Genomic DNA, 22103 nt, shown 5'->3' with positions numbered 1-22103 from the left:
CGCTAGTCCGAGAGGTCGCTGAACAACACTGTCGAGAGGTACCGCTCGCCGGTGTCGCAGACGATGGCGACGATCCGCTTGCCTGCCATGTCGGGGCGCTTGGCGATCTCGAGGGCCGCGTGCATGATCGCGCCCGACGAGATGCCGCTCAGGATGCCCTCCTGGGTGGCCAGGTCGCGGGCGACACGAAGCGCGTCGTCGAGCTCGACGGGGAAGACCTCGTCGTAGACGGATGTGTCGAGCACCTCGGGAACGAAGTTGGCACCGATGCCCGCGATCTTGTGCGGCCCGGCCTTACCCTGCGAGAGGAGCGGCGAATCGGCCGGCTCGACCGCGACGATGCGGACGCCCGGCACCTTGTCTTTCAGCACCTGACCGACACCCGTGATGGTGCCGCCCGTGCCGACGCCGGCGATGAAGACGTCGACCCGGCCGTCGGTGTCGCGCAGGATCTCCTGTGCGGTCGTGGTGCGGTGAATCTCGGCGTTGGCAACGGTCTCGAACTGGTGGGCGAGAATGGCGCCCGGAGTCTCGGCCACGATCTGCTCGGCACGGTCGTGAGCACCGCGCATGCCCTCGCCGCCGGGCGTCAGCACGATCTCGGCACCGTAGGCGCGCATGAGCACTCGTCGCTCAACGCTCATCGTCTCGGGCATCGTCACGACGACGCGGTAACCGCGCGCGGCCCCGACGAGAGCGAGCGCGATGCCGGTGTTGCCGCTCGACCCCTCGACGATCGTGCCGCCGGGCTTCAGGTCGCCGGAGGCTTCGGCCGCGTCGACGATCGCGACGCCGAGGCGATCCTTGACGCTGCCGCCGGGGTTGTAGAACTCGAGCTTGCCCAGGATCTCGGGGCCGCCCGCTTCGCCCAGCTTGTTGATGCGCACGAGAGGGGTGTTGCCGAACGCCTGGGTGATGTCGTCGTAGATGCCGGTCATGCTCGGGTCTCGTTCCGTCGTCGGTACTGGGGACGCCTCGATTCTAGGCGCGCACTCACTTTCCTCGGGACGATTTTCCACAGGCGCCAGGGGCGACGGATCCGATCAGAGAGTGGCGAGCGATGCGACCTGAATGTCGAGGTCAATGATCAGCGAGAGCGTACGGCCACCCTCGTTGAGAGAACGGAATTCGTACTGCCGATCGCCGATCTCCTGCGGCTCCGACCAGGCGAGGGCCAGTCTGCTCCGATGATCGAGAGGGCTGTAGATGGCAAGCCAGCGGATGATCGCCGCTCGCTCCGCGCGGACGGTTCGGCTGTGGATGCTGCGACGGCGACTGATGACCGCGGCGATGACCGTGAAGGCGACACCCGCGAGAATCGCAGCGATCTTGGCCGTTCCCTCGAGAGGCAGGAGCGCCGCGATCACGATGGACTGCGCGGCGGCGATCAGAAGCGTGGAGTCGAGCACGGAGTATCGGCGCATAGGCGTCCCGCGGCCGTCGCCCGCTTTGATGCGGGTGTACGGCAGCTCGATCTCGCGGAGCGCGTCGGCTCCTGCAGGATTGACGATGGTCACTTGTGGTACTCCCCTGGCCCGCCCGTCGGGCCCATATCGATGTTCCCCGCCTCGGCCGGCCAGGGGCAGTCCCCCTTCCGGGGCTTCAGGCCCCCAGTTCGCGGGGTCGGCTCCCCCGGAGCGATTGCTAGCCTCGACGAATGGCCATCCCCGACTTCGTCCTTGCCCTCCGCGAGAAGATCGGCACCGTCCCCCTCTGGATCTCGGGTGTCACCGCGGTCGTCGTCCGCGATTCAGGAGAGCCTCGCGATGTGCTCATGGTGCGGCGGGCCGACACGGGCGCCTGGACCCCGGTGACCGGCATCATCGACCCGGGCGAGCAGCCGGCGGTCGCCGCCGCACGCGAAGTCAAAGAAGAGGCCGATGTCGTGGCGGTGCCCGTGCGCTTCTCTCGGCTCGGCGTGACCGACGAAATCGTCTATGCCAACGGCGACCGTGCCCAGTACATCGACCACACGTTCCTCTTCGAGTACGTGTCAGGTGAGCCGTTTCCTGCCGATGGCGAGAACACCGAGGCTCGATGGTTCCCGGCCGACGCCCTTCCTGAGATGTCGCCCGACATGGCGGAGCGCGTCGACGCCGCCCTCAGCGGTGAGCGTGAGGCCCGCTTCGACTCCTGAACGCCCCGTCAGCCGACAACGTCGTGCAGGTGGTGGATCGGGTCGTGCACGAAGTAGGTGGCCAGGCTCTCGACGGTGAATGCACTGCCGTCGGAGCGGAAGCCGGTGCGGCCGAGCGATCCGGCGGGCACCGTGTCGAACGACCGGGCGACCGCCTCTGCGGCCTCGGCCAGTTCGCTCGCGACCACCGTCGGATCCTGCGCTCCGTAGTCGTCGGCGACGGCCGTCGCGTCTTGGTCCCAGTTCGCGAAGGTCGGGCCGTCTTGGGTCAGCATGAGAGCGAGGCGTGCGTCGAAGATACGGAACACGTCGCGCACGTGAGCCGCGTATTCGAGGGGCGACCAGGTGCTGTCGTCCGGTCGGAGTGCCACGTCGGGTGAGGCGAGCGGCAAGGCCCACGCTGCAGCATTGCGGCGCACGAGGCCCGGAACGTCGGCGAAGGCGACCGTCGCGGCATCGAATCCGCAGTCGGTGCAGGGCTCGTCGAGCACCCAGGTCCAGTTCTTGGTGTCGGGAACGATCGGCATGCCCCCAGGCTAGAGAGCCGAGGATCCCACGCGAAGACGGAGGACTGCCAGTCACCGTTCCACAAGTGCCACCCCTTCACCCGGCGATCGTCGGCGGTGGGCACTAGGTTCGAAGGGTGGTGATTTCCAAGTCGAAGCGTGCCGCACTCGCGGCGGAAACCGTCGACCCCAAAGAGGTCGAGGGGGCCGTCAGCGACGGCCTGCTGATCGCGAAGTCGGCGGCGACGATCGGCGTCGCCAACCGGATCATCATTCGGGCGCTTCGCGAGCAGAAGTCGTTCGACCGCGACGACACCGCGGAGGCCGTGGGTGACGAGCTCCGCCGTCTCGCCGCCGAGCAGCGCGACCTTGCGACCCGAATGGTCGATGCGCGCACGAAGGCCCTGAAGTCGAAGGGTCGCTCGCGGCACCAGTTCGACTACCGCGCCGACGACAACTCGGCCCTCGCCGCACGCGAGACGATCTACACGACCATCGCAGCCCGCCTCGAGGAGCGCTCTCGCGACGACGCCCTCATCGCCGAGATCGTGATGTCGGCTCGCGACCGCGCCTGGAACGACGTCGGCGGCGCCATCATGAGTCACGTGAACGCGGTCGTCGTGCCCGATACCGCCTATGGCGCTCAGCGCGAGGCTCGGCTGAAAGAGCTGCTCGACGTCGACCTGGCAGAACTCGCCTCGTCGCGTCGCTCGAGGCCTGCCCGCAAGAATTCATCCGAGACTCCTGGCGAATAGTCGTTCGGGCGGGAATAATTGCAGTGGGTGCACGATTGCATCCCCAGTGTCGGTGGCTCTTTTTAGGCTGACCTCAGCACACCGCGTCCAATGACGAACGCCCACCTCCTCCCGTCTCGATCGTCAGGACAGCCATGACCACCACCACATCTACGCCTACGGGGTCCGTCGCCACGACGCGTACTCCGGGTGGCGCCGTCCGCGACCATAAGTGGCTGATCCTGACCGTCGTCGGGCTCGCCCAGCTCATGGTGGTGCTCGACGCCACCATCGTAAACATCGCCCTGCCCTCCGCGCAGAGCGCCCTCGGGTTCACCAACGACAACCGCCAATGGGTCGTGACCGCGTACTCGCTGGCCTTCGGCAGTCTCCTGCTCCTCGGTGGCCGCCTCTCCGACATCTTCGGCCGTAAGACGACCTTCATCATCGGCCTCATCGGCTTCGCCGTGGCCTCCGTGCTCGGCGGCGCAGCCGAATCGTTCGGCTGGCTCGTCGCAGCCCGGGCGCTGCAGGGCATTTTCGGTGCACTGCTGGCGCCGTCGGCCCTCGGCATCATGACCACGACGTTCTCCAACCCGAAGGAGCGGGCCAAGGCGTTCGCCATCTTCGGCGCCATCGCCGGTTCTGGGGCGGCAGTCGGTCTGCTCCTCGGCGGTGTGCTCACCGAGTACACCTCGTGGCGGTTCTGCCTCTTCGTCAACGTCATCTTCGCCGCGGTCGCACTCGTGGGCGCCGTCGCGTTCCTGAAGAAGCGCGGCACGACTGACCAGAAGCACTACGTCGACGTGCCCGGCGTCATCACCGTGACCCTCGGCCTCGTCGGAATCGTCTACGGCTTCTCGAACGCCGAGACGAACTCGTGGAGCGACCCGATCACGATCATCTGCCTCGCCGGCGGCGTCGTCCTCCTGGCCGCGTTCGTTCTGATCCAGTCGCGTGTCAGGCACCCGCTGCTGCCCCTCCGCGTCATCCTGAACCGCGACCGCGGCGGCTCGTACCTCGTCATCGGCCTGGCCGGAATCGGCATGTTCGCCGTGTTCCTGTTCCTGACCTACTACCTCGAGCTGACCCTCGGCTTCTCGTCGCTGAAGACCGGTGTCGCCTTCCTGCCGATGCCGCTCTCGATCATGCTCAGCGCCACCGTCTTCGGCAGCCGCCTGCTGCCGCGAGTCGGGCCGCGTCTGCTCATCTTCGTCGGCGGTCTGCTGGGCGCTGCGGGCCTGGCTCTCCTCAGCCGCATCGGTCTCGACACGAGCTACGCCAGCACGGTGCTGCCCGGTCTGATCGTCATGGGTCTCGGCATGGGCCTCATCTTCTCGTCGGCCATGAACACAGCGACCTCCGGCGTGGGCCGCGAAGACGCCGGCGTGGCCTCGGCGACGGTCAACACGATGCAGCAGATTGGCGGCTCGATCGGCACGGCGCTGCTCTCCACGCTCAGCGCTGGGGCGGTCACCCGGTACCTCAACGCGAACGGCACCTCGAAGATCGACCAGGCCAACGCCGTGCTCTCCGGCTACCACCTGTCGTTCTGGGTCTCGACCGGCGTGTTCGTGATTATCGCGATCATCGGCGGCACTGTGCTGCAGAAGCACTCCGTGCGCCAGGCCCAGATTGCGGCCGCGGGCACTCCGTCGCACGACGACGTTCCGGTGGCGGCGCACTAGCGTTCGCGCCAGCACCCAAGGGGCTCTCCGCCGGTGGCGGGGGGCCCTTTTTGTGCGCGCGGGTGGGGGCGTGCGGTTGTGCGTGCGCGGGCGGGCGGTGTGCGAGCGGGCGGGCGGGTGCGAGCGGGCGGGCGGGCGGTGTGCGCGTGGAGCGCACACAACAGGAAACGAGGCGCAGCGACACGGAAGCAGGCGGTGCCCACGCACGGCCGGGCCTGAATGCCTGAAATGTGCACGTGGCCAAGACCATGGTGGCGCGGGTGACGCGCGGGCGGGCCTGGATACCTGAAACGTGCGTGCTTCTTCTGCGTGGGCGTGCGGTGCGCAGAACAGGAAACGAGGCGCAGCGACACGGAAGCAGGCGGCACCCACGCACGGCCAGGCCTGAATACCTGAAACGTGCATGTGGCCGGGGCCGGGGTCGCCCACGTATCCCGCGCAGGATCCTGCACGCCCCGCTCCCCCAGCCCAACGCGCGCAACTCAGGCATGCAGTCCCCACGCGACGGCGCCGCGCCACCTCCACGCATGCGGCGCACCCACGTGCCTGAAAACCGCCCACGCAAGAGCCCCGCCGCCCGAGCAGGAAGCTCGAGCAGCGGGGCAGTGGTGCGTTACGGGCTATGCCTGGGGCGACCCGGACGCGGCCGACGTGACCGGGCTCTCAGCGGACTCAGGTGCGGCAGCGGGGGCCGGAGCACCAGCACCTGCGTTCGCACCAGCACCAGCGGGCACGTGCTGCGACGCGACCTCGACACCGTGGAAGGTGCGCAGGATCTCGAGCGTGTCTTCGATCTCGGCGTCGCGAGCATCGTCGGACCAGCCGAGCGACGTCTCGAGGATCCCGGCGAGCTCGGAGAGGAGCTCGATGGTGACACCGCCGACGAAGGCGAGGTTGGTGCGGCGAAGGACGACGTCGATGAGGTGCACGGCGTCTTCGTTCTCGGCGAAGTAGGCGATCTCGGCAGCCGTGAACTGGTTGTCGGAGGCGAGCGGCTCGGACGGCTGGTCGAGGAGCGTCTCGATGACGTCTTCGGCACGGGTGCCGTAGCGCGTCAGGAGGCGGTCGACCTGGTCGCGGTCGAGGCCGCCCTGGTGGTCGGTGATCCAGCGGGCGCGGTCGCCGGGCAGCGTCGGGAAGCCCTTGCCACCGCCGATCGCCATGCCGGTCGTGTCGACCGTGCGTCCGACGCCGAGGCGCGTGGTGGCCTCGGTCGAGAGGTGCGCGGAGAGGGCACGGAAGGTGGTCCACTTACCACCGACGAGCGAGAGCACCTTCGTCTTGGGAAGCGACGCGACCTCGGTCTCGACGATGCGGTAGTCGCGGGAGACGAATCCGGCGGCGAGGTCGTCGTGCTTCGGAAGCGGACGCACGCCCGAGTAGCGGTAGACGATGTCGTCGCGCGTGATCGAGATGGTCGGGAACACGTGCTTGACGAGGTCGAAGAAGTAGTCGACCTCCTCCTCGGTGCAGATCGCCGGCTCGTTCATGTCGGCTTCGAGGTCGGTGGTACCGATCAGGACGCGGCCCTTGAGCGGGTAAATCAGGACGATGCGGCCGTCGTTGTTCTCGAAGAACAGCTCGCGACCGTTCGTGGCCTTGAGCAGAGCGGGGTGGTCGACGACGATGTGTGAGCCCTTGGTGCCGCCCATGAACTGCGACTCGGCGCCGAAGACCTTGTTGGTGAGGTCGGTCCAGGGGCCGGACGCGTTGATGACCACGGGTGCAGTGATCGTGAACTCGTCGCCTGTGACGACGTCGCGAACGAGCACGCCGCCATCCTGAGCACCGACCGCCTCGAGGTAGTTCGCGCTGCGGGCCTTGGAGCCGGCGGCACCGCGGTTGCCAGCGGCGATTCCGTCTTTCAGGACGTCGAGGGCGAGGCGCTCGGGCTCGTGGACCGACGCATCGTAGTAGGTGCCGGTGTACTTGAGGTTCTTGTTCAGAGCAGGCATGTCGCGGAGCGCGGCCGACTTCGTCAGGAACTTGTGACGGGGAACAGTGCCACCGTCGCGCGAGAAGGAGTCGTACAGGGTCATGCCGACCTTGATCAGCACGGCGCCGCGCTCCTTGGTGGAGCGCTGCTTGTGCGTGAGCATGCGCAGCGGGGCGTTCATCAGGCCGGAGAACGTCGAGAAGATCGGCATCGTGGTCTGAAGCGGCTTGACGTAATGGGGGGCGATCTTCAGGAGGCCGTTGCGCTCCTCGACCGACTCGCGCACGAGACGGAACTCGCCGTTCTCGAGGTAGCGGATACCACCGTGGATCATGTGGCTCGACGCAGCCGAAGCTCCGGAGCCGTAGTCGTTGCGCTCGACGAGCACGACGTCGACGCCCTGCAGCGCCAGGTCGCGGAACGTCGCGATTCCGTTGATGCCTCCACCGATGATCAGGACCTGCGCCGTGGGGCGCTCCTTGATCCGGGACACGTTGGCGCGGATGTCGTCTGTCTTCTTCGACTTCGTCACTGGCTTGTCACTTTCGCTGCTATGAGAGCTTCGGCGCCGTGGCGTCGGTGCTACTCGTCGTGGTGTCGGATCGCGATCGATCGGAATGGTGCATCGATCGCCGACTCGTCCATACTTGACTCGTGTGAGCAGGCGGTCAACCCCTGTGCACATACGTGCATAGAGAGGGCCGACCCATGTCGAACGCACCGCACCAGGCGGATAAGACGCAGGACGCCCTGCGCGCCTCCCACCTCTACTACCTGCAAGATCTCACGATGGAGGCGATCGCCCGCGAGCTGGGCACTTCCCGTTCGTCCGTCTCCCGACTCCTGAGTTATGCCCGCGAAACCGGACTCGTCGACATCCAGATCAAGTCGCCCCTCGACCAGGCGACTCTCGTCAGCGATCAGCTCCACTGGCGGTTCAACGTGGTGGCGCACGTCGTACCCATTCCCGACCAGACGACCGACGTCGATCGCCTCGACCGGGTCGCCCTCTCGGCTGCACGAATTCTCACCCCGTTCGTCGACTCGAACATGGTGATCGGCCTCGCCTGGGGCTCGACAGTCAGCGCGATCAGCCGCTATCTCGTGCCGAAGGCCACCCACGGTTCGATGATCGTCCAACTCAACGGCGCCGCGAACACCCGTACGACCGGCATCGTCTACGCGAGCGAGATCCTTCGCAGATTCGGCGATGCGTTCGGCGCTCAGGTCCAGCAGTTTCCGGTGCCGGCGTTCTTCGACGACCCCGACACGAAGCAGGCGCTCTGGCGCGAGCGGAGCACCAAGCGCGTGCTCGCCTTTCAGGACTCCATGGACGTGGTCGTCTTCGGCATCGGCGCCCCAGATGCGCTCGTACCGAGCCACGTCTACTCGGGCGGCTACCTCGAAGAGAGCGACCACGCGAGCCTCCGCCGTGACGGGGTGGTCGGCGACGTCGCGACGGTGTTCTTCCGCGAGGACGGCTCGTCGAGCGACATCACCCTCAACAAGCGCGCCTCCGGGCCCGACTTCGCGACCATCCGGCGGGCGCCGCGTCGCGTCTGCGTGGTCGCCGGCACCTCGAAGGTACCGGGCATCCGGGGCGCTCTCGCGGCCGGCCTCGTGACCGATCTGATCGTCGACGAGAGCACCGCCCGGGCACTTCTGGAGTGAGCGGCGGAGGGCAGGATCCTGGTCTGCCGCGGCTCTGCCGCTCGTCCTTCAGGAATCCTGTCCCCTCGGCGTCGCCCCACCTGGGTTGCACCTCCCCGCCGCGCCTGCATTCCTGATTCGCGACCGGCGACGTCCCGTTACGTCTTGCATGCAACGATGCATGCAACCCAGAGTGAGCAGCATGAGCGACCCCGCGAGCAGCCCTGCAGCATCAACCGAGGCGAGCGCCGCAGAGCGCGCCTACCTCGTGACGAAGGCGCGGATCCTGCGCGGCGATCTCACGGGCGGGGCATCGCTGAGCGAGACCACCGTCTGCCAGGAGCTCGGTCTGAGCCGCACGCCGGTGCACGAGGCATTCCTGCGACTCTCCGCCGACGAACTGCTGACGCTCGAGTCGCGCAAGGGTGCCGTCGTTCGGCCCATGTCGCCGAGCGAGGCCGACGACGTGGTCGAGATGCGCGAGGCCGTCGAAGCGGCGGCGGCGGCGCGCGCCATCAGCGTCGACCGGGGCGATCTCGCACGGGAGCTCGCCGATCAGCTCGCGATTCAGGAAGACTGCGTCATCCGGGGCGACATCGACGGCTTTATCGACGCCGACGACGCGTTCCACACCGCTGTGATCGCGGCCAGCCGCAACCCGATAGCCAGCCACTTCGCAAGGATCCTGCACGACCGCGCTCAGCGACTCCGACACCAGCTGATCCGAGTCCGCCCAGAGCACCTCGCCGTGACGCTCGACGACCATCGCGAGCTGGCCGCCGCGATCGACGCCGGTGATGCCGACGCGTATCGCCGAGTGCTGGCCCGCCACGTCGACATCTTGCGGGGCATCCTGTGAACGTCGACACCGGGGCGACCCAGGCGGTGCCGAGCGCGGGGCCCGGGCCTACACCGGGATCGCGGCGGGGCGGGCGTGCGGCTCGGGGGCCGTGGATCCTGATCTGGGGTGCCGTGTTCGTCTGCTCGTGGGGCGGCAACCAGTTCAGCCCTCTGCTGCTGATGTACGAAGACCGGCAGCACTACAGCTCGGTGCTGGTGAACGCCTTCCTCGGCGTGTACGTGCTCGGGTTGGCACCCGCGCTGCTGGTCGCCGGCTCGCTGTCGGATCGTCACGGCCGTAAACCCGTGTTGCTGGCGGGCCTCGGAGCGGCGCTCGTCGGCAGCAGCCTGCTGGCTCTTGGCCCGTTCGGCCCGGAGTTCCTGCTCGTCGGGCGACTGTTCTCAGGAGCGACCGTTGGCGTAGCGATGGCGGTCGGAAATTCGTGGATCAAGGAGCTGTCGCAGGCCCCGTTCGATCCGGGAGCCGATCGCGCTGCCGGCGCACGGCGCGCATCGCTGGCCTTCACCCTCGGCTCCGGCTCGGGCGCACTCGTGGCGGGACTTATCGCGCAGTGGGGGCCAATACCCGAGGTGCTGCCCTTCGTCATCCACCTTCTGGTTACGATCCCGTTTGTCGTGGTCGTTTTGCGGGCTCCCGAGTCACACCGGAGCGGCGGGGTGGCCGGGCCGTGGTGGCGGCAGCTGCGGATCCCAAGCGCATCGCACCGCCGCTTCGTGCGGGTCGTAGTCGTCTCGTGCCCCTGGATCTTCGCGGGGGCGGCGATCGGCTACGGCTACCTGCCGACTCAGCTGCGAGCGGCGACCGGATCCTGGGGTCTAGTGTTCGCCACCGCGGCGACCGTCACCGCCCTCGGCGTCTCGTCAGCGTTGCAACCCGTGGCCCGGCGCATCCACTCGGGCACGAGCGCGCGCGGCCTCGCCGTGATGGTCGGACTCATCGCCGCAGGGCTCGGCGTCGTCATCGTGGCGATCACCCTGCAGTCGGTCTGGATCGGCCTCGCGGCCAACGTCGTGATCGGCCTCGGCATGGGCATCGGGCTCGTGTCCGGTCTTCAGGAAGTACAGAGGATCGCAGGATCCGCTGGCCTCGCCGGACTCACGGGTGTCTTCTATGCGGTGGCCTACGTCGGATTTCTGGCACCGCTCGCGATCGCGGCGCTCTCCGCGATCGTGCCGGTCACGCTCATCCTGCTCATCGTCATCGGGCTCGCGCTCGTGTCGCTGGCGCTCGTGCTGGTGTCGTTCAGGAAGCACCTGCCTGCGTCGTAGTCGGTGCGTGCGCATGGGCGGGTGCGCGGTCGCGGTCGTGTGCGCAGAACAGGAATGCAGGCGCGCAAGCCCGCGCGAGCCCACCTCCTACGCTGGCCGCGGGACTGGATGCCTGAAAAGTGCACCGCCACGCACCGCCCCACAACGCGGACGCGTGCGCGAGCGTTCGCGTGCGCACAACAGGAATTCAGGCGCGCAAGCCCGCGCGAGCCCACCTCCCACGCTCGCCGCGGGACTAGATGCCTGAAAAGTGCACCGCCACGCACCGCACGCCGCTCAGGGCACCTGCAACCGCATGATCGCGGCTGTGCGCTGCTGCATGCGCTGATCTTGGCACGCGGCGAAGGATCCGGCCAGGCCCGGTGGGCATCAGCGTGGCCGGGCCCGGATCCTGAGTTGCCGGAACTCCGTAAGCGTCTGCCGAGTCGGTTAACACGCTTGTTACAACCCATTCATGCCGCCTTCACACGAGGCCGCCGCCGGCACGCTCCACTGGGGGATCCCATCACCAGGCTGCTCAGAGGAGACCCGAATGTCGACCGGATCCAGCACCACCAGCGGCGTGACGTACACGTCAGCCGACCCGAACTACTTCGAGAAACGCCAACTCCGCCGGACCGCCGGCTTCTGGGGCATCTGGGGAATCGGGATCGCCGCCGTGATCTCGGGCGACTTCTCGGGCTGGAACGCCGGCATCACGACGGCCGGCTGGGGCGGACTCCTGATCGCGGTCGGCATCGTCGTGATCATGTTCTTCGGCATGGTCTTCTCGATCAGTGAGATGAGCGCCGCGATGCCGCACACCGGCGGCGCGTACTCGTTCGCCCGCGCGAGTATGGGCCCCTGGGGCGGGTTCATCACCGGCCTCGCCGAGACGATCGAGTACGTCTTGACCACCGCGGCCGTCGTGTACTTCTCCGCGGGCTACGCCGACGCGATCCTGTCCGATCTCACGGGCGCGAGCCTGCCGACCTGGGTCTGGTGGATCATTCTCTATGCCGCCTTCATCGGGCTCAACTCGCTCGGTTCGTCGGTGTCGTTCAAGTTCGCGCTGGTCGTCGCCCTGATCTCGCTGGCCGTGCTGCTGACGTTCGCGCTGATGGCGACATTCTCGGGCAAGCTCGACTTCGGGAGCCTGTTCGACGTCGCGCCGGATCCTGGTCAGAGTGCGTTCCTCCCCCACGGAATCCTGCCGATCTTCTTCGCCCTGCCGTTCGGCGTGTGGCTGTTCCTCGGCATCGAGGAGCTGCCGCTGTCGGCGGAGGAGGCGCACAACCCGACCCGCGACATTCCTCGCGCCAGCGTCTGGGGCCTCGTCACGCTGATCGCCTGCGGTGCGATCGTGCTGTTCCTCAACCCGGCCGTCCTCGGCGGAGCGGCTGCCGGAACATCCGCCGAACCGCTGCTCGACGGGTTCCGCGCGATCATCCCCAACGACAAGGTCGCCACCGTCCTCTCGGCGTTCGCGCTGGTCGGTCTCCTGGCCAGCCTGCAGGGCATCATGTTCGCCGCCGGCCGCAACATGTACTCGCTGTCGAGGGCCGGCTACTACCCGCGCGGACTCTCCGTCACCGGCAAGCGTCAGACGCCCGTGCTGGCCATCGCCGTCGCCGCCGTTCTCGGCTTGGCCGCCCTCTTCGCCGCCGAGGCTGCGGTGCCGGCGGGCGGTGGCGGGCTCGTGCTCAACATCGCAGTCTGGGGAGCCGTGCTCTCGTACATGCTGCAGATGGTGTCGTTCGTGATCCTGCGCCGCAAGTACCCGAACGCGAAGCGCCCGTACAAGTCGCCGTGGGGTCTCGGTGGTGCGTACATCGCAGGAATAATCGGCTTCGCGATCTTCATCGGTGAGATCCTGAACCGCGCACTCTGGTCGGCGATCGTCATCATGCTGATCGTCTACGTCGTCGGCATCGTGCTCTTCGCGACCGTGGGACGCAAGAACCTGGTGCTCGCTCCCGAAGAGGAGTACGCGATCTCGGGAGGGCTGCACCGCGACCCCCAGGTCGAGGACTACGACGCGCTCGACGCGATCCCGGTGCCGGGCGACGCGCTGGCGGATGCGCCGGCCCGCACGAAGGAGTCTGACCTGGTGTGAGGCGGGCCGGGCGGTGCGGCGGTGCGGGGGTGCCGCGGTGCGGCTGTGCCGGGGTGCGCGCAAATCAGGCAGGTGAGCGCGGGGTGGGCGCGGATCCTCGTGTTTGCGCCCGCTCGCGCCAGACTTCCTGATTCGCGAATCAAGGATCCGCGGCACCCCGCTCACCCACACCCCTGCGCGCAAATCAGGTAGCCGAGCGCGGGGTGGGCGCGGATCCTCGTGTTTCCGCCCCGCTCAAGCCAGAATTCCTGAATCGCGTCCGGCACACGCCGACCGCTAGAAGACCCGCGCGACGACCTCTTTGAGGAGACCCGACGTCGGGACGTTCGCCTGCTGGATCCGGATGCCGATATCACCCCGCGTGTAGTACGTGTCGCCCGTCTCGACCGGGTACTGGGAGTCTCGGCCGATCTTCTGGCAGGTGTAGGCGTCGGAGGCTTTCTTGCAGGTGAATCCTTTAGCCGGGAGCTTCTTCAACTGGGCGAGGGCCTTCGACGAGTCGACGGTGACGACCTGGATGCTGATGCCGCTGATATCGGCCCGGGGGTCGCGCCACAGGCAGAAGATCGACGCCCCGCCCGACTTGACAGCCGCGCTCAGCTGCGTCTTGGGCGCGGACGGCTGCGTGAGCGGGGTCTTCGCGAAGCCGTCTTTTTTGTAGGTGGTCGCGCTCATGAGCGACTTGCACTTCGTCGGGATCGCGCCGACAGCGACGGCGGCCGAGGTCGTTGCACGCGTTGTCGGGGTGGCGAGGCTCGACGCCGTCGTCCCGCCCGAAGGATCCGACGCACCGGCATTCGCCCCCGTCGTCACGGCTGCAGTGGTCGTCGCCCCCGAGCACCCGGCGAGCGCCGCCACGGCCGCTCCGGTTATCATGAGAGCGATGGTCGTCTTGGATGCCTTGTTGAGCATGATTCCCCCCGGGTGATTGTGGGTTGAGGCTACTCCTGCCGGCGCGGTTACGGGGTCATCCTGCAGAACGAACTCAGCGGGTCGGCGGCACGGCGCGCTTCCATCTAGCGCCGTAGCGGCGCAGCGAGATGCGCGTGCGATCGGTGCGGAAGAAGTCGTGCGAGAACTCGACGGGCGTATCGGCCGCGTCGAAGGTGATGCGCCAGATCTCGAACAGCGGCGCCCCCTCGGCCACCCCCAGAATCGCCGCCTGCTCGGCCGTCGCCGGTGTCACGTCGATCGTCTCGTCGGCCTGCGCCATCTCGATGCGATAGTCACGGGCAAGGATCCGATACACCGACTCGGTGTGGTCACGATCCTGAAATCCGGGTAACAGGCGCATCGGCAACACCATCGTGTCGAGCGAGAGCGGCGTCCCGGCTGCGTCACGACGCCGACGCATGCGGAAGACGTTGTCGCCGTCGGCCAGCGCCAGACTGCGCTGCTCGGACGGCGTGGCGAGGCCGATCCCCTCCGAAAGCACCTGCGTCGTCGAGATGAATCCCTGCTGGCGCAGCATGTCCGGCACGCCCATGATCGTGTTGAGCTGGCGCTCGATCTTTCCGTCGGCCACGAACACGCCGCCGGTGCGGCCCATGGTGCGGCGGATCAGCGACGCGGCCTCCAGCTCTTCGAGGGCCTCACGGAGCGCCGACCGGGGCACGCCGAACTGCTCGGCGATGGCCCGCTCCGAGCCGATCCGGTCGCCCACGCGCAGCTCGGATCGGGCGATGAGGCGCTGGATCCGGCTGGTGAGCTCGGAGGGGTCTCGCGGCACGGGGTCTCCTGGAGGCGCGGGCGGACGGGCGGGCGGGGCGGCTGGGGCGGGGCGGGCGGCGACTGCGGCGGCGACTGGGGCTCATCGTAGCGACGCCGATGTGGCCCGCGCGATGCCGCCCGGGCCCGTGCGACGCCCGGCCGCTCGCAAACCGACGCGTTTCGGCCATAGCGACGCGGCGAGCCGCGTCGGATTGGCCGAACCGCGTCACCTCACCGGGCCGCACGCGACATGAGCCGCAGCTACACCCCGAGCGCCGTCAACCCGCCGTCGAGCGCCTCAACGAGCCGCGGGATGTCGGCGGCGGTGAACGCGAGCGGCGGCCGCAGCTTGAGCACGCTGTTGTTCGGCCCGCAGACGCTGGTGAGCACGCGCCGGTCGCGGAGCTGCTCGAGCAGGTCGAGCGCGACGCCCGAGTCGGGGGCTCGCGTTGCGCGATCGGCGACGATCTCGACGCCGGTGTACTGCCCGGAGCCGCGGATGTCGCCGATGCCGGGGTGCACGGCCGCGAGCTCGCGGAGGCTCTCCCGCAGGGCGGCACCGACGGTGAGTGCCCTCGCCTGCAGCTCTTCGTCGCGGATCACGTCGAGCACGGCCTGCGCCGCCGCGATCGCGACCGGGTTGCCGCCGAAGGTGTTGAAGTAGGGGCGCTTCGCGGCGAACGCGTCGAGCACCTCGCGCTTCGCTGCCATCGACGCGATCGGGATCCCGTTGCCCATCGGCTTGCCGGTGGTGACGATGTCGGGCACGAAGTCGTGGCGGTCGAAGCCCCAGAACGCCTCGCCGGTGCGGCCGAAGCCGGGCTGCACCTCGTCGGCGATGACGACGCCGCCGTGCGCGTGGACGAGCTCGAGCGCCGCCCGGATCATGCCCGGCTGGCCGAGGAAGATGCCGTCCGACGAGAACGACGAGTCGAGGATGAGACCGGCGAACCCGTCTGACGACGCCTCGATCTCGGCGATGGCCGCTCCGAGCTGCCCGAGCCACCAGGCTCCGGCCCCCTCGGCGGTCTCGGACTGCAGGCGGTAGGTGTCGGGCGGGTCGATGATGCGGAGCGTCGGGTCCATCTGCTCGGGGCCGCGCAGCGACGGCGAGTGCGCCGAGACGAGCGCCGTATTTCCGTGATACGCCTCGCTCGTCGCGATCCACGCGGTGCCGCCGGTGTACTCGCGGCCGACCCGCAGCGCGAGGTCGTTCGCCTCGGAGCCGGTGCAGACGAACATGACCTGGTCGATGGCATCGGGCATGGTCGAGAGGAGGTCGTCGGCGTAGTTCAGCACGCCCTCGTGCAGGTATCGCGTGTGCGTGTTCAGCGTCGACATCTGCCGGTGCACGGCCTCGACGACCCTCGGGTGGGCGTGGCCGATGCTCGGCACGTTGTTGTAGAGGTCGAGGTATTCGTTGCCCTCGGCGTCCCAAGCGTGGGCTCCGAGGCCGCGCACGAGCTCGACCGGATGCTTGTAGAAGAGGCGGTAGGCCGAGCCGAGCACCTCGCGCCGCTCGGCGAGCGCCCGGGTGCGCGGGTCGAGCCCGTCGGCGTCCGACGCCTTGAAGCTGTTGCCGTCGAGGATGGATGCGGTGCTCGCCATGGGGTTCCCGTCGTTCGGTGGGTGCACGTCCATTCTCTCGATCGACGAGGAGGCGAGGGGGCCCGCCGTGTTGCCGGGACGTTACGAGCGCAGCCCTCAGGATGAATGGCGTGTTACCCGCGTGAACGGCTGGTAAAGGATCGCGTCTCAGGAGTCGGATCCTGAATTGTGACCTCTAGGTTCGACGCTTATGACGATCTCGCACCCGACGACCGAGACCGTGCCCGCACCGTCGGGCACACCGGCCGGATCGCTGTCGGCCTTCGATCACGTGGGCCGCGGCGACGATGCTCCGCACTGGGTTCACGACGGCATCTGCCTCGCCTGGGGTCTGCCGCTCGCGGCCACCCGGGTCACCCTGATCGCGGTCTCGGAAAACGTGACCTTCAAGGTCTCGGTGAACGAGGATCCGAGTCTGGTCGTCCGTCTCGGACGCCCGGGATACGCGGTGAGCGTCGAGCACGTGCGAAGCGAACTGCTCTGGGTAGAGGCCCTGCAGCGCGACGCGGGGGTGCCGACACCGTCACCGCGGCACGGGGCCGACGGCGACTTCGTGCAGTTTCCGAAGGACGACGGCGGGGCGAGTTGGACGGCGGTCGGCTTCGACTTCGTGACGGGTACGATCCTCGAGGATCAGACTGACTTCGCCGACCACTTCGTCGAGATCGGCCGCCTAACGGCGCAGCTGCACGGTCACTCTCGGGGCTGGGCGCGACCGACCGGATTCCAGCGCTTCGACTGGACCGTCGACGACATGACCGGCGGCCTCGCACGCTGGGGCGACTGGCGGAACGCCCCGCTGACGCCCGGCGATCGCGCCGTTCTGGAGCGCGCCGAGACGACGGCCCGGGCCACCCTGTCGGGCATCCCGCGGACGCCGCAGCACTGGGGACTCATCCACTCCGACCTCCGCCCCTCGAACGTCATGACCCACGAGGGCGCCATGACGATCATCGACTTCGACGACTGCGGGTACGGCTACTTCCTCTACGACTTCGGATCGGCGCTGACGTTCTACGAGCACCGACCGTCGGCGCTCGAGATGGGCGCCCGTTGGCTCGACGGCTACCGGCAAGTCGCGACTCTCAGCCGCGACGACCTCGAACTCGCCGGAGCGCTCTCGCTGATGCGTCGGCTCACCATGCTCGGCTGGGCCACGACGCACCGGGCCGACGCGCTGCCCGCCGACCTCTGGGACGAGAACAAGCCCGGCACGGTCGAGGTCGCGGCGCGCTACAACGCCGATCCGCTCTGGCTCGTCGGGGCGTAGCGGAGTGCGCCGCTCTGCCGGGATACGCGGTGCGGACTCCGAGACCTGCCGTGGCCCGTCGGTGTGACCGCGATACGTATCGCGGCGGCCCGTCGGCCCGGCCGGCCGGCGGCCCGGCGCTAGGCGCGGGACGCCTGCAAGAGCGCCCACAGCTCGGCACGACCGGCGAACGAATCGAGGTCGAGCTCGAGCAGCGTGCCGATCCGCGCGATTCGGGCTTTGAGCGTGTGCCGGTGCAGCCCGGCCTCGCGCGCCGCTGACTCCCAGTGGCCGTTGTGGTCGAGCCAGAGCCGCGCGCAATCGACGAGCTCTCCCGGCTCGCCGACCAGCACTCCGAGGCGACGCCGCGCGAGGTTCTCGGCCGCGGGCGACCAGAGATCGTCGAGGAGCCCGGCCGCCGAGTCGCCGAACACGTGCACACCGGCGTCAGGATCCTGATCGAGGGCCCGCACCGCCTGCGCCAACCCGGTCGAGGCTTCGGCCGGTGCCAGCACGGCCGACAGCCCCACCGGGAGTGCCGCGAGGGTGGCACTGCCGGCCACCGCCCGCGAGAACGCGTCGGTCGCTGCTGCCGGCACCACCGCTACCACTCGTTCGGCAGAGGAGTCGGCGAACGCCAGCCCCTCCCGCGTCAGCTCGTCGAGGAGTCGATCGCGCTCCGCGTCGGCCACTCCCGCCGGCAGCGGCACGACGGCGATCCGGAGGGCGTCGGGAATCTTCGACCCGAACTCGGCCGCGGCCGCCCCCGCCCCCGCGAGATGGCCGTCGAGCAGCAGTCGCACCAGCACTCCCCCGAGACGGCGCTCGAGTCGGCGTTCGGCGTCGCCGTAGCGGAGCAGCACCTCGACGATCGCGACGGCACCGGTGACGACGGCCTGCGTGGCGACGTCGTGCCGCCCGGCGCCGGCGATGCCGATCGCACCCCGAAGGGCGCCGCGAGGCCCGAGGGTCTGCACTGTGGCGAAGCCGAGCCACTCGGGCAGCGTCACGTCGGCGGAGGCGCGGGTGCCGCGGCGCAGGATCCTTCGCCCCTCGTCAGCCAGTGCCCCCAGATCGACGGCGGCGGAATGCACCTCGACCACCGTCTCGCCCGAGGGCGAGAGGATCACCACGGCACCGCTCACCTGGTCGGCCAGCGTCTGCACGACGGCCTCGAGCGTGCCGGCGGTCAGGGCAGAGAGCGAGACGGCGCGCTGGGCGGCCAGAGTCCAGGCGTCGCGTTCGCGATCGCGGGCGGCGATGCGATCGGCCACCCAGCGGATCAGCGCGATGAAGGGGACCTCGTAGGGCACCTCGACGAGAGTGATGCCGCGAGCGTCGCAGGCGTCGACGAGGGAGGGCGGGGTGCCCTCGCGGATCACCTCGAGGCCGAACCCGAGGGCCACGACGCCGGCATCGAGGAGGCGATCGGCGTAGCTCCCGTAGAAGGCAGCGTCGTCGTCGGCGGGAAACTGCGTGCCGGTGGTGAGCAGCATCGTGTCGCCGGTGAGGAACGGCGTGGGATCGACGAGATCGGAGCTGTGCACCCAGTCGATGGCGGTGTCGCGCCCGTCGCCGTCGAGCCGGACCCGGAGGCGGAGCGGCGGTTCGGCGAGGAGCCCGCGGACGGTCGGAGGCTGCACGGTCGGCGCGGACGAGGTCTTCACCCTCGGAGGTTATCCCCAACTGCCGCTCGGTCCAGCAGTTCTCCACAGATTGCCGAAATGGCAGTCGTGGTGTCGGGGCCACTGCCTAGATTGGCTTCATTCGTTCGCTACGACCCATTCGCCACGCACCATACGGAGGCCGTCCGTGACCACTCACGTCGAACCGCTCGTCGGCGGGCCCTCGCTGCCGCAGCAGCGGAAGATCGTCACCGAGATTCCCGGGCCGCGCTCCCGCGAGATCCTCGCCCGCAAGACCTCCGCGGTCGCCCGGGGCGTCGGCATCTCGCTGCCGGTCTTCACCGACGTCGCCGGCGGCGGTGTGCTGGTCGACGTCGACGGCAACAGCTTCATCGACCTCGGCACCGGCATCGCCGTGACCGGCGTGGGCAACGCGGCCCCGCGTGTCGTCGAGGCCGTTCAGCGCCAGGTCGAGCGCTTCACCCACACCTGCTTCATGATCACCGGCTACGACTCGTACGTCGACGTCGCCGAGGCCCTCAACCGGCTCACGCCCGGTGACCACGAAAAGCGCTCGGCCCTGTTCAACACCGGGGCCGAAGCCGTCGAGAACGCCGTCAAGATCGCCCGCTCGTATACCGGCCGCCAAGCCGTCATAGCCTTCGAGCACGCCTATCACGGGCGCACCAACCTCACGATGGCACTGACCGCCAAGGCGATGCCCTACAAGAGCGGGTTCGGCCCCTTCGCCCCCGAGATCTACCGGGCGCCACTGTCGTACCCCTACCGCGACGGGCTCTCCGGGCCCGAGGCGGCGAAGCGAGCCATCGCGATGATCGAAAAGCAGGTCGGCGCCGCCTCCACCGCGGCGATCCTCATCGAGCCGATCCAGGGCGAGGGCGGCTTCATCGTGCCGGCACCCGGGTTCCTCGAGGCCCTCGTCGACTGGGCTCGCGAGAACGGGGTGGTGTTCATCGCCGACGAGGTGCAGACCGGCTTCGCGCGGACGGGCGCTATGTTCGCCTCCGAGCACGAGGGCATCGTGCCCGACCTCGTCGTCACGGCGAAGGGCATCGCCGGAGGCCTGCCGCTCGCCGGCGTCACCGGTCGTGCCGAGATGATGGACGCCCCGCACGTCGGCGGCCTCGGCGGCACCTACGGCGGCAACCCGCTCGCCTGCGCTGCCGCGCTCGCGGCCATCGAGACCTACGAGGTCGACGACCTCGCCGGGCGCGCCCGCGACATCGAGACGCTCATGAAGACGCGACTGACGGCCCTGCAGGCGGGCGACCCGCGAATCGGCGACGTACGCGGGCGCGGAGCGATGATCGCGATCGAGCTGGTCGACCCGGCGACGGGAGACCCGGATCCTGCTCTCACCGGTCGCGTGGCTGCCGCGAGTCACGCCGCCGGAGTGATAATCCTGACCTGCGGCACCTACGGAAACGTGATTCGTTTTCTTCCGCCGCTCTCAATCGACGACGCCCTGCTCCACGAGGGCCTCGACGTCGTCGCCCACGCCCTGGAGGAATCATGACCACGACCGCCGCCGCAAACGAGACCGAGCAGCGACTGCTCGACACCGTGCCGACGGGGCTTCTGATCGGTGGAGTCTGGCGTGAGGCATCGGGCGGTGCGACGTTCGGCGTGATCGATCCTGCAACGGGCGAGACCTTGATCGACGTGGCCGACGGCACGCCCGCCGACGCGATCGCTGCCCTCGACGCCGCTGCCGCCGCGGCCGACGACTGGTCCGCGACTCCGCCCCGCACGCGCTCCGAGATCCTGCGGCGTGCCTTCGACCTCGCCATCGCGCACCGCGATGAGCTCGCCCTGCTGATGACCATGGAGATGGGCAAATCGCTGGCCGAGGCCCGCGGCGAGGTCACCTATGGCGCGGAGTTCCTGCGCTGGTTCTCAGAGGAGGCAGTGCGCATCTCGGGCCGCTACGGCGCGAACCCCGAGGGCACCGGCACGATGATCGTGTCGCGCCGACCGGTCGGGCCCTGCTTCCTCATCACGCCGTGGAACTTCCCTCTCGCGATGGCCACCCGCAAGATCGCGCCCGCTCTCGCCGCCGGCTGCACGATCGTGCTGAAGCCCGCCGAGCTGACCCCGCTCACCAGCCTCTACTTCGTCCAGCTCCTGATCGAGGCGGGCGTTCCGGCCGGCGTCGTCAACGTCGTGACCACGACCGACGCCTCCGGCGTCTCGAAGGCCGTCATGGCCGACGACCGCCTTCGCAAGGTGAGCTTCACCGGGTCGACCCCTGTCGGCAAGGTGCTGCTCAAGCAGGCCGCCGACAACGTGCTGCGCACGTCGATGGAGCTCGGCGGCAACGCCCCGTTCCTCGTCTTCGACGACGCCGATCTCGACGCCGCGGTCGACGGGGCGATGCTGGCGAAGTTCCGCAACATCGGCGAGGCCTGCACCTCGGCCAACCGCTTCTTCGTGCAGTCGGGCGTCGCCGACGAGTTCTCGAAACGGCTCACCGCTCGTGTCGAAGCGCTCGAGGTCGGTCGCGGCACCGACGAGGGGGTGTCGATCGGGCCGTTGATCAACGACGCCGCCGTGGCCAAGAGCGCCGAGCTCGTCGACGACGCGACCTCGCGGGGTGCCTCGGTCGCGACGGGCGGGTCAAAGATCGAGGGGCCGGGATCCTTCTTCTCCCCCACGGTGCTCACCGGCATCACCCCCGGCACCCGCCTGCTCAAAGAGGAGATCTTCGGCCCGGTCGCCGCGATCGCCACCTTCGAGACCGAAGACGAGGGCATCGCGCTCGCCAACGCCACCGAGTTCGGCCTCGTCTCGTACGCCTTCACGACCGACCTCGCTCGCGGTCACCGCCTTATCGCCAAGCTTCAGTCGGGCATGCTCGGCCTCAACACCGGCGTCGTCTCGAACGCCGCGGCCCCGTTCGGCGGAGTCAAGTCGTCGGGCCTCGGGCGCGAGGGCGGCACCGAGGGCATCGCGGAGTACCTCGACACGACCTACACGCTTCTGCCCACGAGCTGACCGCCAACGAGAGACGACCG

At 68.8% G+C, this 22103-nt stretch carries 18 protein-coding genes; 10 read left to right on the top strand and 8 right to left on the bottom strand.

The window, feature by feature from the left end:
• Positions 1 to 2 precede the first annotated feature (2 nt).
• Both cysK and EDF39_RS06710 read right to left on the bottom strand, forming a co-directional pair.
• Positions 3 to 938 carry a cysteine synthase A gene (gene cysK, locus EDF39_RS06715; protein WP_123941560.1) on the bottom strand — a complete coding sequence of 312 codons (936 nt, stop codon included), beginning with the start codon at positions 936 to 938 and terminating at the stop codon, positions 3 to 5.
• Between the two features lie 105 nt (positions 939 to 1043).
• The gene (locus tag EDF39_RS06710) at positions 1044 to 1517 is read right to left on the bottom strand and encodes a hypothetical protein (protein ID WP_123941558.1); all 474 of its coding nucleotides are present in this window, start codon (positions 1515 to 1517) and stop codon (positions 1044 to 1046) included.
• Positions 1518 to 1657: 140 nt separating this feature from the next.
• Here EDF39_RS06710 and EDF39_RS06705 point away from each other — a divergent pair, with 140 nt between their 5' ends.
• Positions 1658 to 2137: an NUDIX domain-containing protein gene (locus EDF39_RS06705; protein WP_123941556.1), complete on the top strand. Its 480-nt coding sequence runs from the start codon at positions 1658 to 1660 to the stop codon at positions 2135 to 2137.
• A gap of 8 nt (positions 2138 to 2145) precedes the next feature.
• Here the strand turns inward: EDF39_RS06705 and EDF39_RS06700 are convergent, their stop codons facing one another.
• Positions 2146 to 2664: a DinB family protein gene (locus tag EDF39_RS06700; protein WP_123941554.1), complete on the bottom strand. Its 519-nt coding sequence runs from the start codon at positions 2662 to 2664 to the stop codon at positions 2146 to 2148.
• Positions 2665 to 2780: 116 nt separating this feature from the next.
• Here EDF39_RS06700 and EDF39_RS06695 point away from each other — a divergent pair, with 116 nt between their 5' ends.
• Both EDF39_RS06695 and EDF39_RS06690 read left to right on the top strand, forming a co-directional pair.
• Positions 2781 to 3398 (top strand): hypothetical protein, encoded by a 618-nt coding sequence (locus EDF39_RS06695; RefSeq protein WP_123941552.1) that lies wholly within the window; start codon positions 2781 to 2783, stop codon positions 3396 to 3398.
• A 134-nt stretch (positions 3399 to 3532) separates the two neighbouring features.
• A complete protein-coding gene (locus EDF39_RS06690) occupies positions 3533 to 5065 on the top strand; it encodes an MFS transporter (RefSeq protein WP_123941550.1) in 1533 nt (510 codons plus the stop codon).
• Positions 5066 to 5685: 620 nt separating this feature from the next.
• Here the strand turns inward: EDF39_RS06690 and EDF39_RS06685 are convergent.
• Positions 5686 to 7533, bottom strand: coding sequence for a glycerol-3-phosphate dehydrogenase/oxidase (locus EDF39_RS06685; RefSeq protein ID WP_123941548.1), 1848 nt, complete (start codon positions 7531 to 7533; stop codon positions 5686 to 5688).
• 176 nt (positions 7534 to 7709) lie between these two features.
• Between EDF39_RS06685 and EDF39_RS06680 the strand changes: the two genes are divergently transcribed.
• The 4 genes from EDF39_RS06680 (at position 7710) to EDF39_RS06665 (ending at position 12876) form a co-directional block, all read left to right on the top strand.
• Complete coding sequence (locus tag EDF39_RS06680) at positions 7710 to 8672, top strand: sugar-binding transcriptional regulator (protein ID WP_123941546.1); 963 nt, start codon at positions 7710 to 7712, stop codon at positions 8670 to 8672.
• Positions 8673 to 8853: 181 nt separating this feature from the next.
• Complete coding sequence (locus EDF39_RS06675; RefSeq protein ID WP_123941544.1) at positions 8854 to 9510, top strand: GntR family transcriptional regulator; 657 nt, start codon at positions 8854 to 8856, stop codon at positions 9508 to 9510.
• The gene (locus tag EDF39_RS06670) at positions 9507 to 10781 is read left to right on the top strand and encodes an MFS transporter (protein ID WP_123941542.1); all 1275 of its coding nucleotides are present in this window, start codon (positions 9507 to 9509) and stop codon (positions 10779 to 10781) included. Before EDF39_RS06675 ends, EDF39_RS06670 begins: the two co-directional genes overlap by 4 nt.
• A 532-nt stretch (positions 10782 to 11313) precedes the next feature.
• Positions 11314 to 12876 (top strand): amino acid permease, encoded by a 1563-nt coding sequence (locus EDF39_RS06665; RefSeq protein ID WP_123941540.1) that lies wholly within the window; start codon positions 11314 to 11316, stop codon positions 12874 to 12876.
• 276 nt (positions 12877 to 13152) lie between these two features.
• Here EDF39_RS06665 and EDF39_RS06660 read toward each other — a convergent pair whose 3' ends face one another.
• The 3 genes from EDF39_RS06660 to EDF39_RS06650 form a co-directional block, all read right to left on the bottom strand.
• Positions 13153 to 13788, bottom strand: coding sequence for a hypothetical protein (locus EDF39_RS06660; RefSeq protein WP_123941539.1), 636 nt, complete (start codon positions 13786 to 13788; stop codon positions 13153 to 13155).
• A 73-nt stretch (positions 13789 to 13861) separates the two neighbouring features.
• Positions 13862 to 14605 carry a GntR family transcriptional regulator gene (locus EDF39_RS06655; protein ID WP_123941537.1) on the bottom strand — a complete coding sequence of 248 codons (744 nt, stop codon included), beginning with the start codon at positions 14603 to 14605 and terminating at the stop codon, positions 13862 to 13864.
• 242 nt (positions 14606 to 14847) lie between these two features.
• Positions 14848 to 16194, bottom strand: coding sequence for an aspartate aminotransferase family protein (locus EDF39_RS06650; protein WP_123941535.1), 1347 nt, complete (start codon positions 16192 to 16194; stop codon positions 14848 to 14850).
• Between the two features lie 190 nt (positions 16195 to 16384).
• On the opposite strand from EDF39_RS06650, the gene EDF39_RS06645 reads away from it, so the two are divergent.
• Positions 16385 to 17464, top strand: coding sequence for a phosphotransferase enzyme family protein (locus tag EDF39_RS06645; RefSeq protein WP_123941533.1), 1080 nt, complete (start codon positions 16385 to 16387; stop codon positions 17462 to 17464).
• Between the two features lie 119 nt (positions 17465 to 17583).
• Here EDF39_RS06645 and EDF39_RS06640 read toward each other — a convergent pair whose 3' ends face one another.
• A complete protein-coding gene (locus tag EDF39_RS06640) occupies positions 17584 to 19110 on the bottom strand; it encodes a PucR family transcriptional regulator (protein WP_123941531.1) in 1527 nt (508 codons plus the stop codon).
• Positions 19111 to 19255: 145 nt separating this feature from the next.
• On the opposite strand from EDF39_RS06640, the gene gabT reads away from it, so the two are divergent.
• Positions 19256 to 20605 carry a 4-aminobutyrate--2-oxoglutarate transaminase gene (gene gabT / locus EDF39_RS06635; RefSeq protein ID WP_233572994.1) on the top strand — a complete coding sequence of 450 codons (1350 nt, stop codon included), beginning with the start codon at positions 19256 to 19258 and terminating at the stop codon, positions 20603 to 20605.
• On the top strand, positions 20602 to 22083 hold the full coding sequence (locus EDF39_RS06630) for an NAD-dependent succinate-semialdehyde dehydrogenase (protein WP_123941527.1): 1482 nt from the start codon (positions 20602 to 20604) through the stop codon (positions 22081 to 22083). Before gabT ends, EDF39_RS06630 begins: the two co-directional genes overlap by 4 nt.
• The last annotated feature ends 20 nt before the right edge of the window (positions 22084 to 22103 follow it).

Origin of the sequence: Frondihabitans sp. PhB161, assembly GCF_003814635.1 — a bacterium.
In the GTDB taxonomy this organism is placed as follows: Bacteria; Actinomycetota; Actinomycetes; order Actinomycetales; family Microbacteriaceae; genus Frondihabitans.
This window is presented reverse-complemented; position numbering and strand designations above follow the sequence as displayed.

Excerpts from the sequence above, each read along its gene's own strand:
- EDF39_RS06645 (WP_123941533.1), top strand. The coding sequence starts at position 16,385 with ATGACGATCTCGCACCCGACGACCGAGACCGTGCCCGCACCGTCGGGC.
- EDF39_RS06690 (WP_123941550.1), top strand. The coding sequence starts at position 3,533 with ATGACCACCACCACATCTACGCCTACGGGGTCCGTCGCCACGACGCGT.
- EDF39_RS06660 (WP_123941539.1), bottom strand. The coding sequence starts at position 13,788 with ATGCTCAACAAGGCATCCAAGACGACCATCGCTCTCATGATAACCGGA.
- EDF39_RS06665 (WP_123941540.1), top strand. The coding sequence starts at position 11,314 with ATGTCGACCGGATCCAGCACCACCAGCGGCGTGACGTACACGTCAGCC.
- EDF39_RS06650 (WP_123941535.1), bottom strand. The coding sequence starts at position 16,194 with ATGGCGAGCACCGCATCCATCCTCGACGGCAACAGCTTCAAGGCGTCG.
- EDF39_RS06700 (WP_123941554.1), bottom strand. The coding sequence starts at position 2,664 with ATGCCGATCGTTCCCGACACCAAGAACTGGACCTGGGTGCTCGACGAG.
- cysK (WP_123941560.1), bottom strand. The coding sequence starts at position 938 with ATGACCGGCATCTACGACGACATCACCCAGGCGTTCGGCAACACCCCT.
- EDF39_RS06675 (WP_123941544.1), top strand. The coding sequence starts at position 8,854 with ATGAGCGACCCCGCGAGCAGCCCTGCAGCATCAACCGAGGCGAGCGCC.
- EDF39_RS06630 (WP_123941527.1), top strand. The coding sequence starts at position 20,602 with ATGACCACGACCGCCGCCGCAAACGAGACCGAGCAGCGACTGCTCGAC.
- EDF39_RS06705 (WP_123941556.1), top strand. The coding sequence starts at position 1,658 with ATGGCCATCCCCGACTTCGTCCTTGCCCTCCGCGAGAAGATCGGCACC.
- EDF39_RS06680 (WP_123941546.1), top strand. The coding sequence starts at position 7,710 with ATGTCGAACGCACCGCACCAGGCGGATAAGACGCAGGACGCCCTGCGC.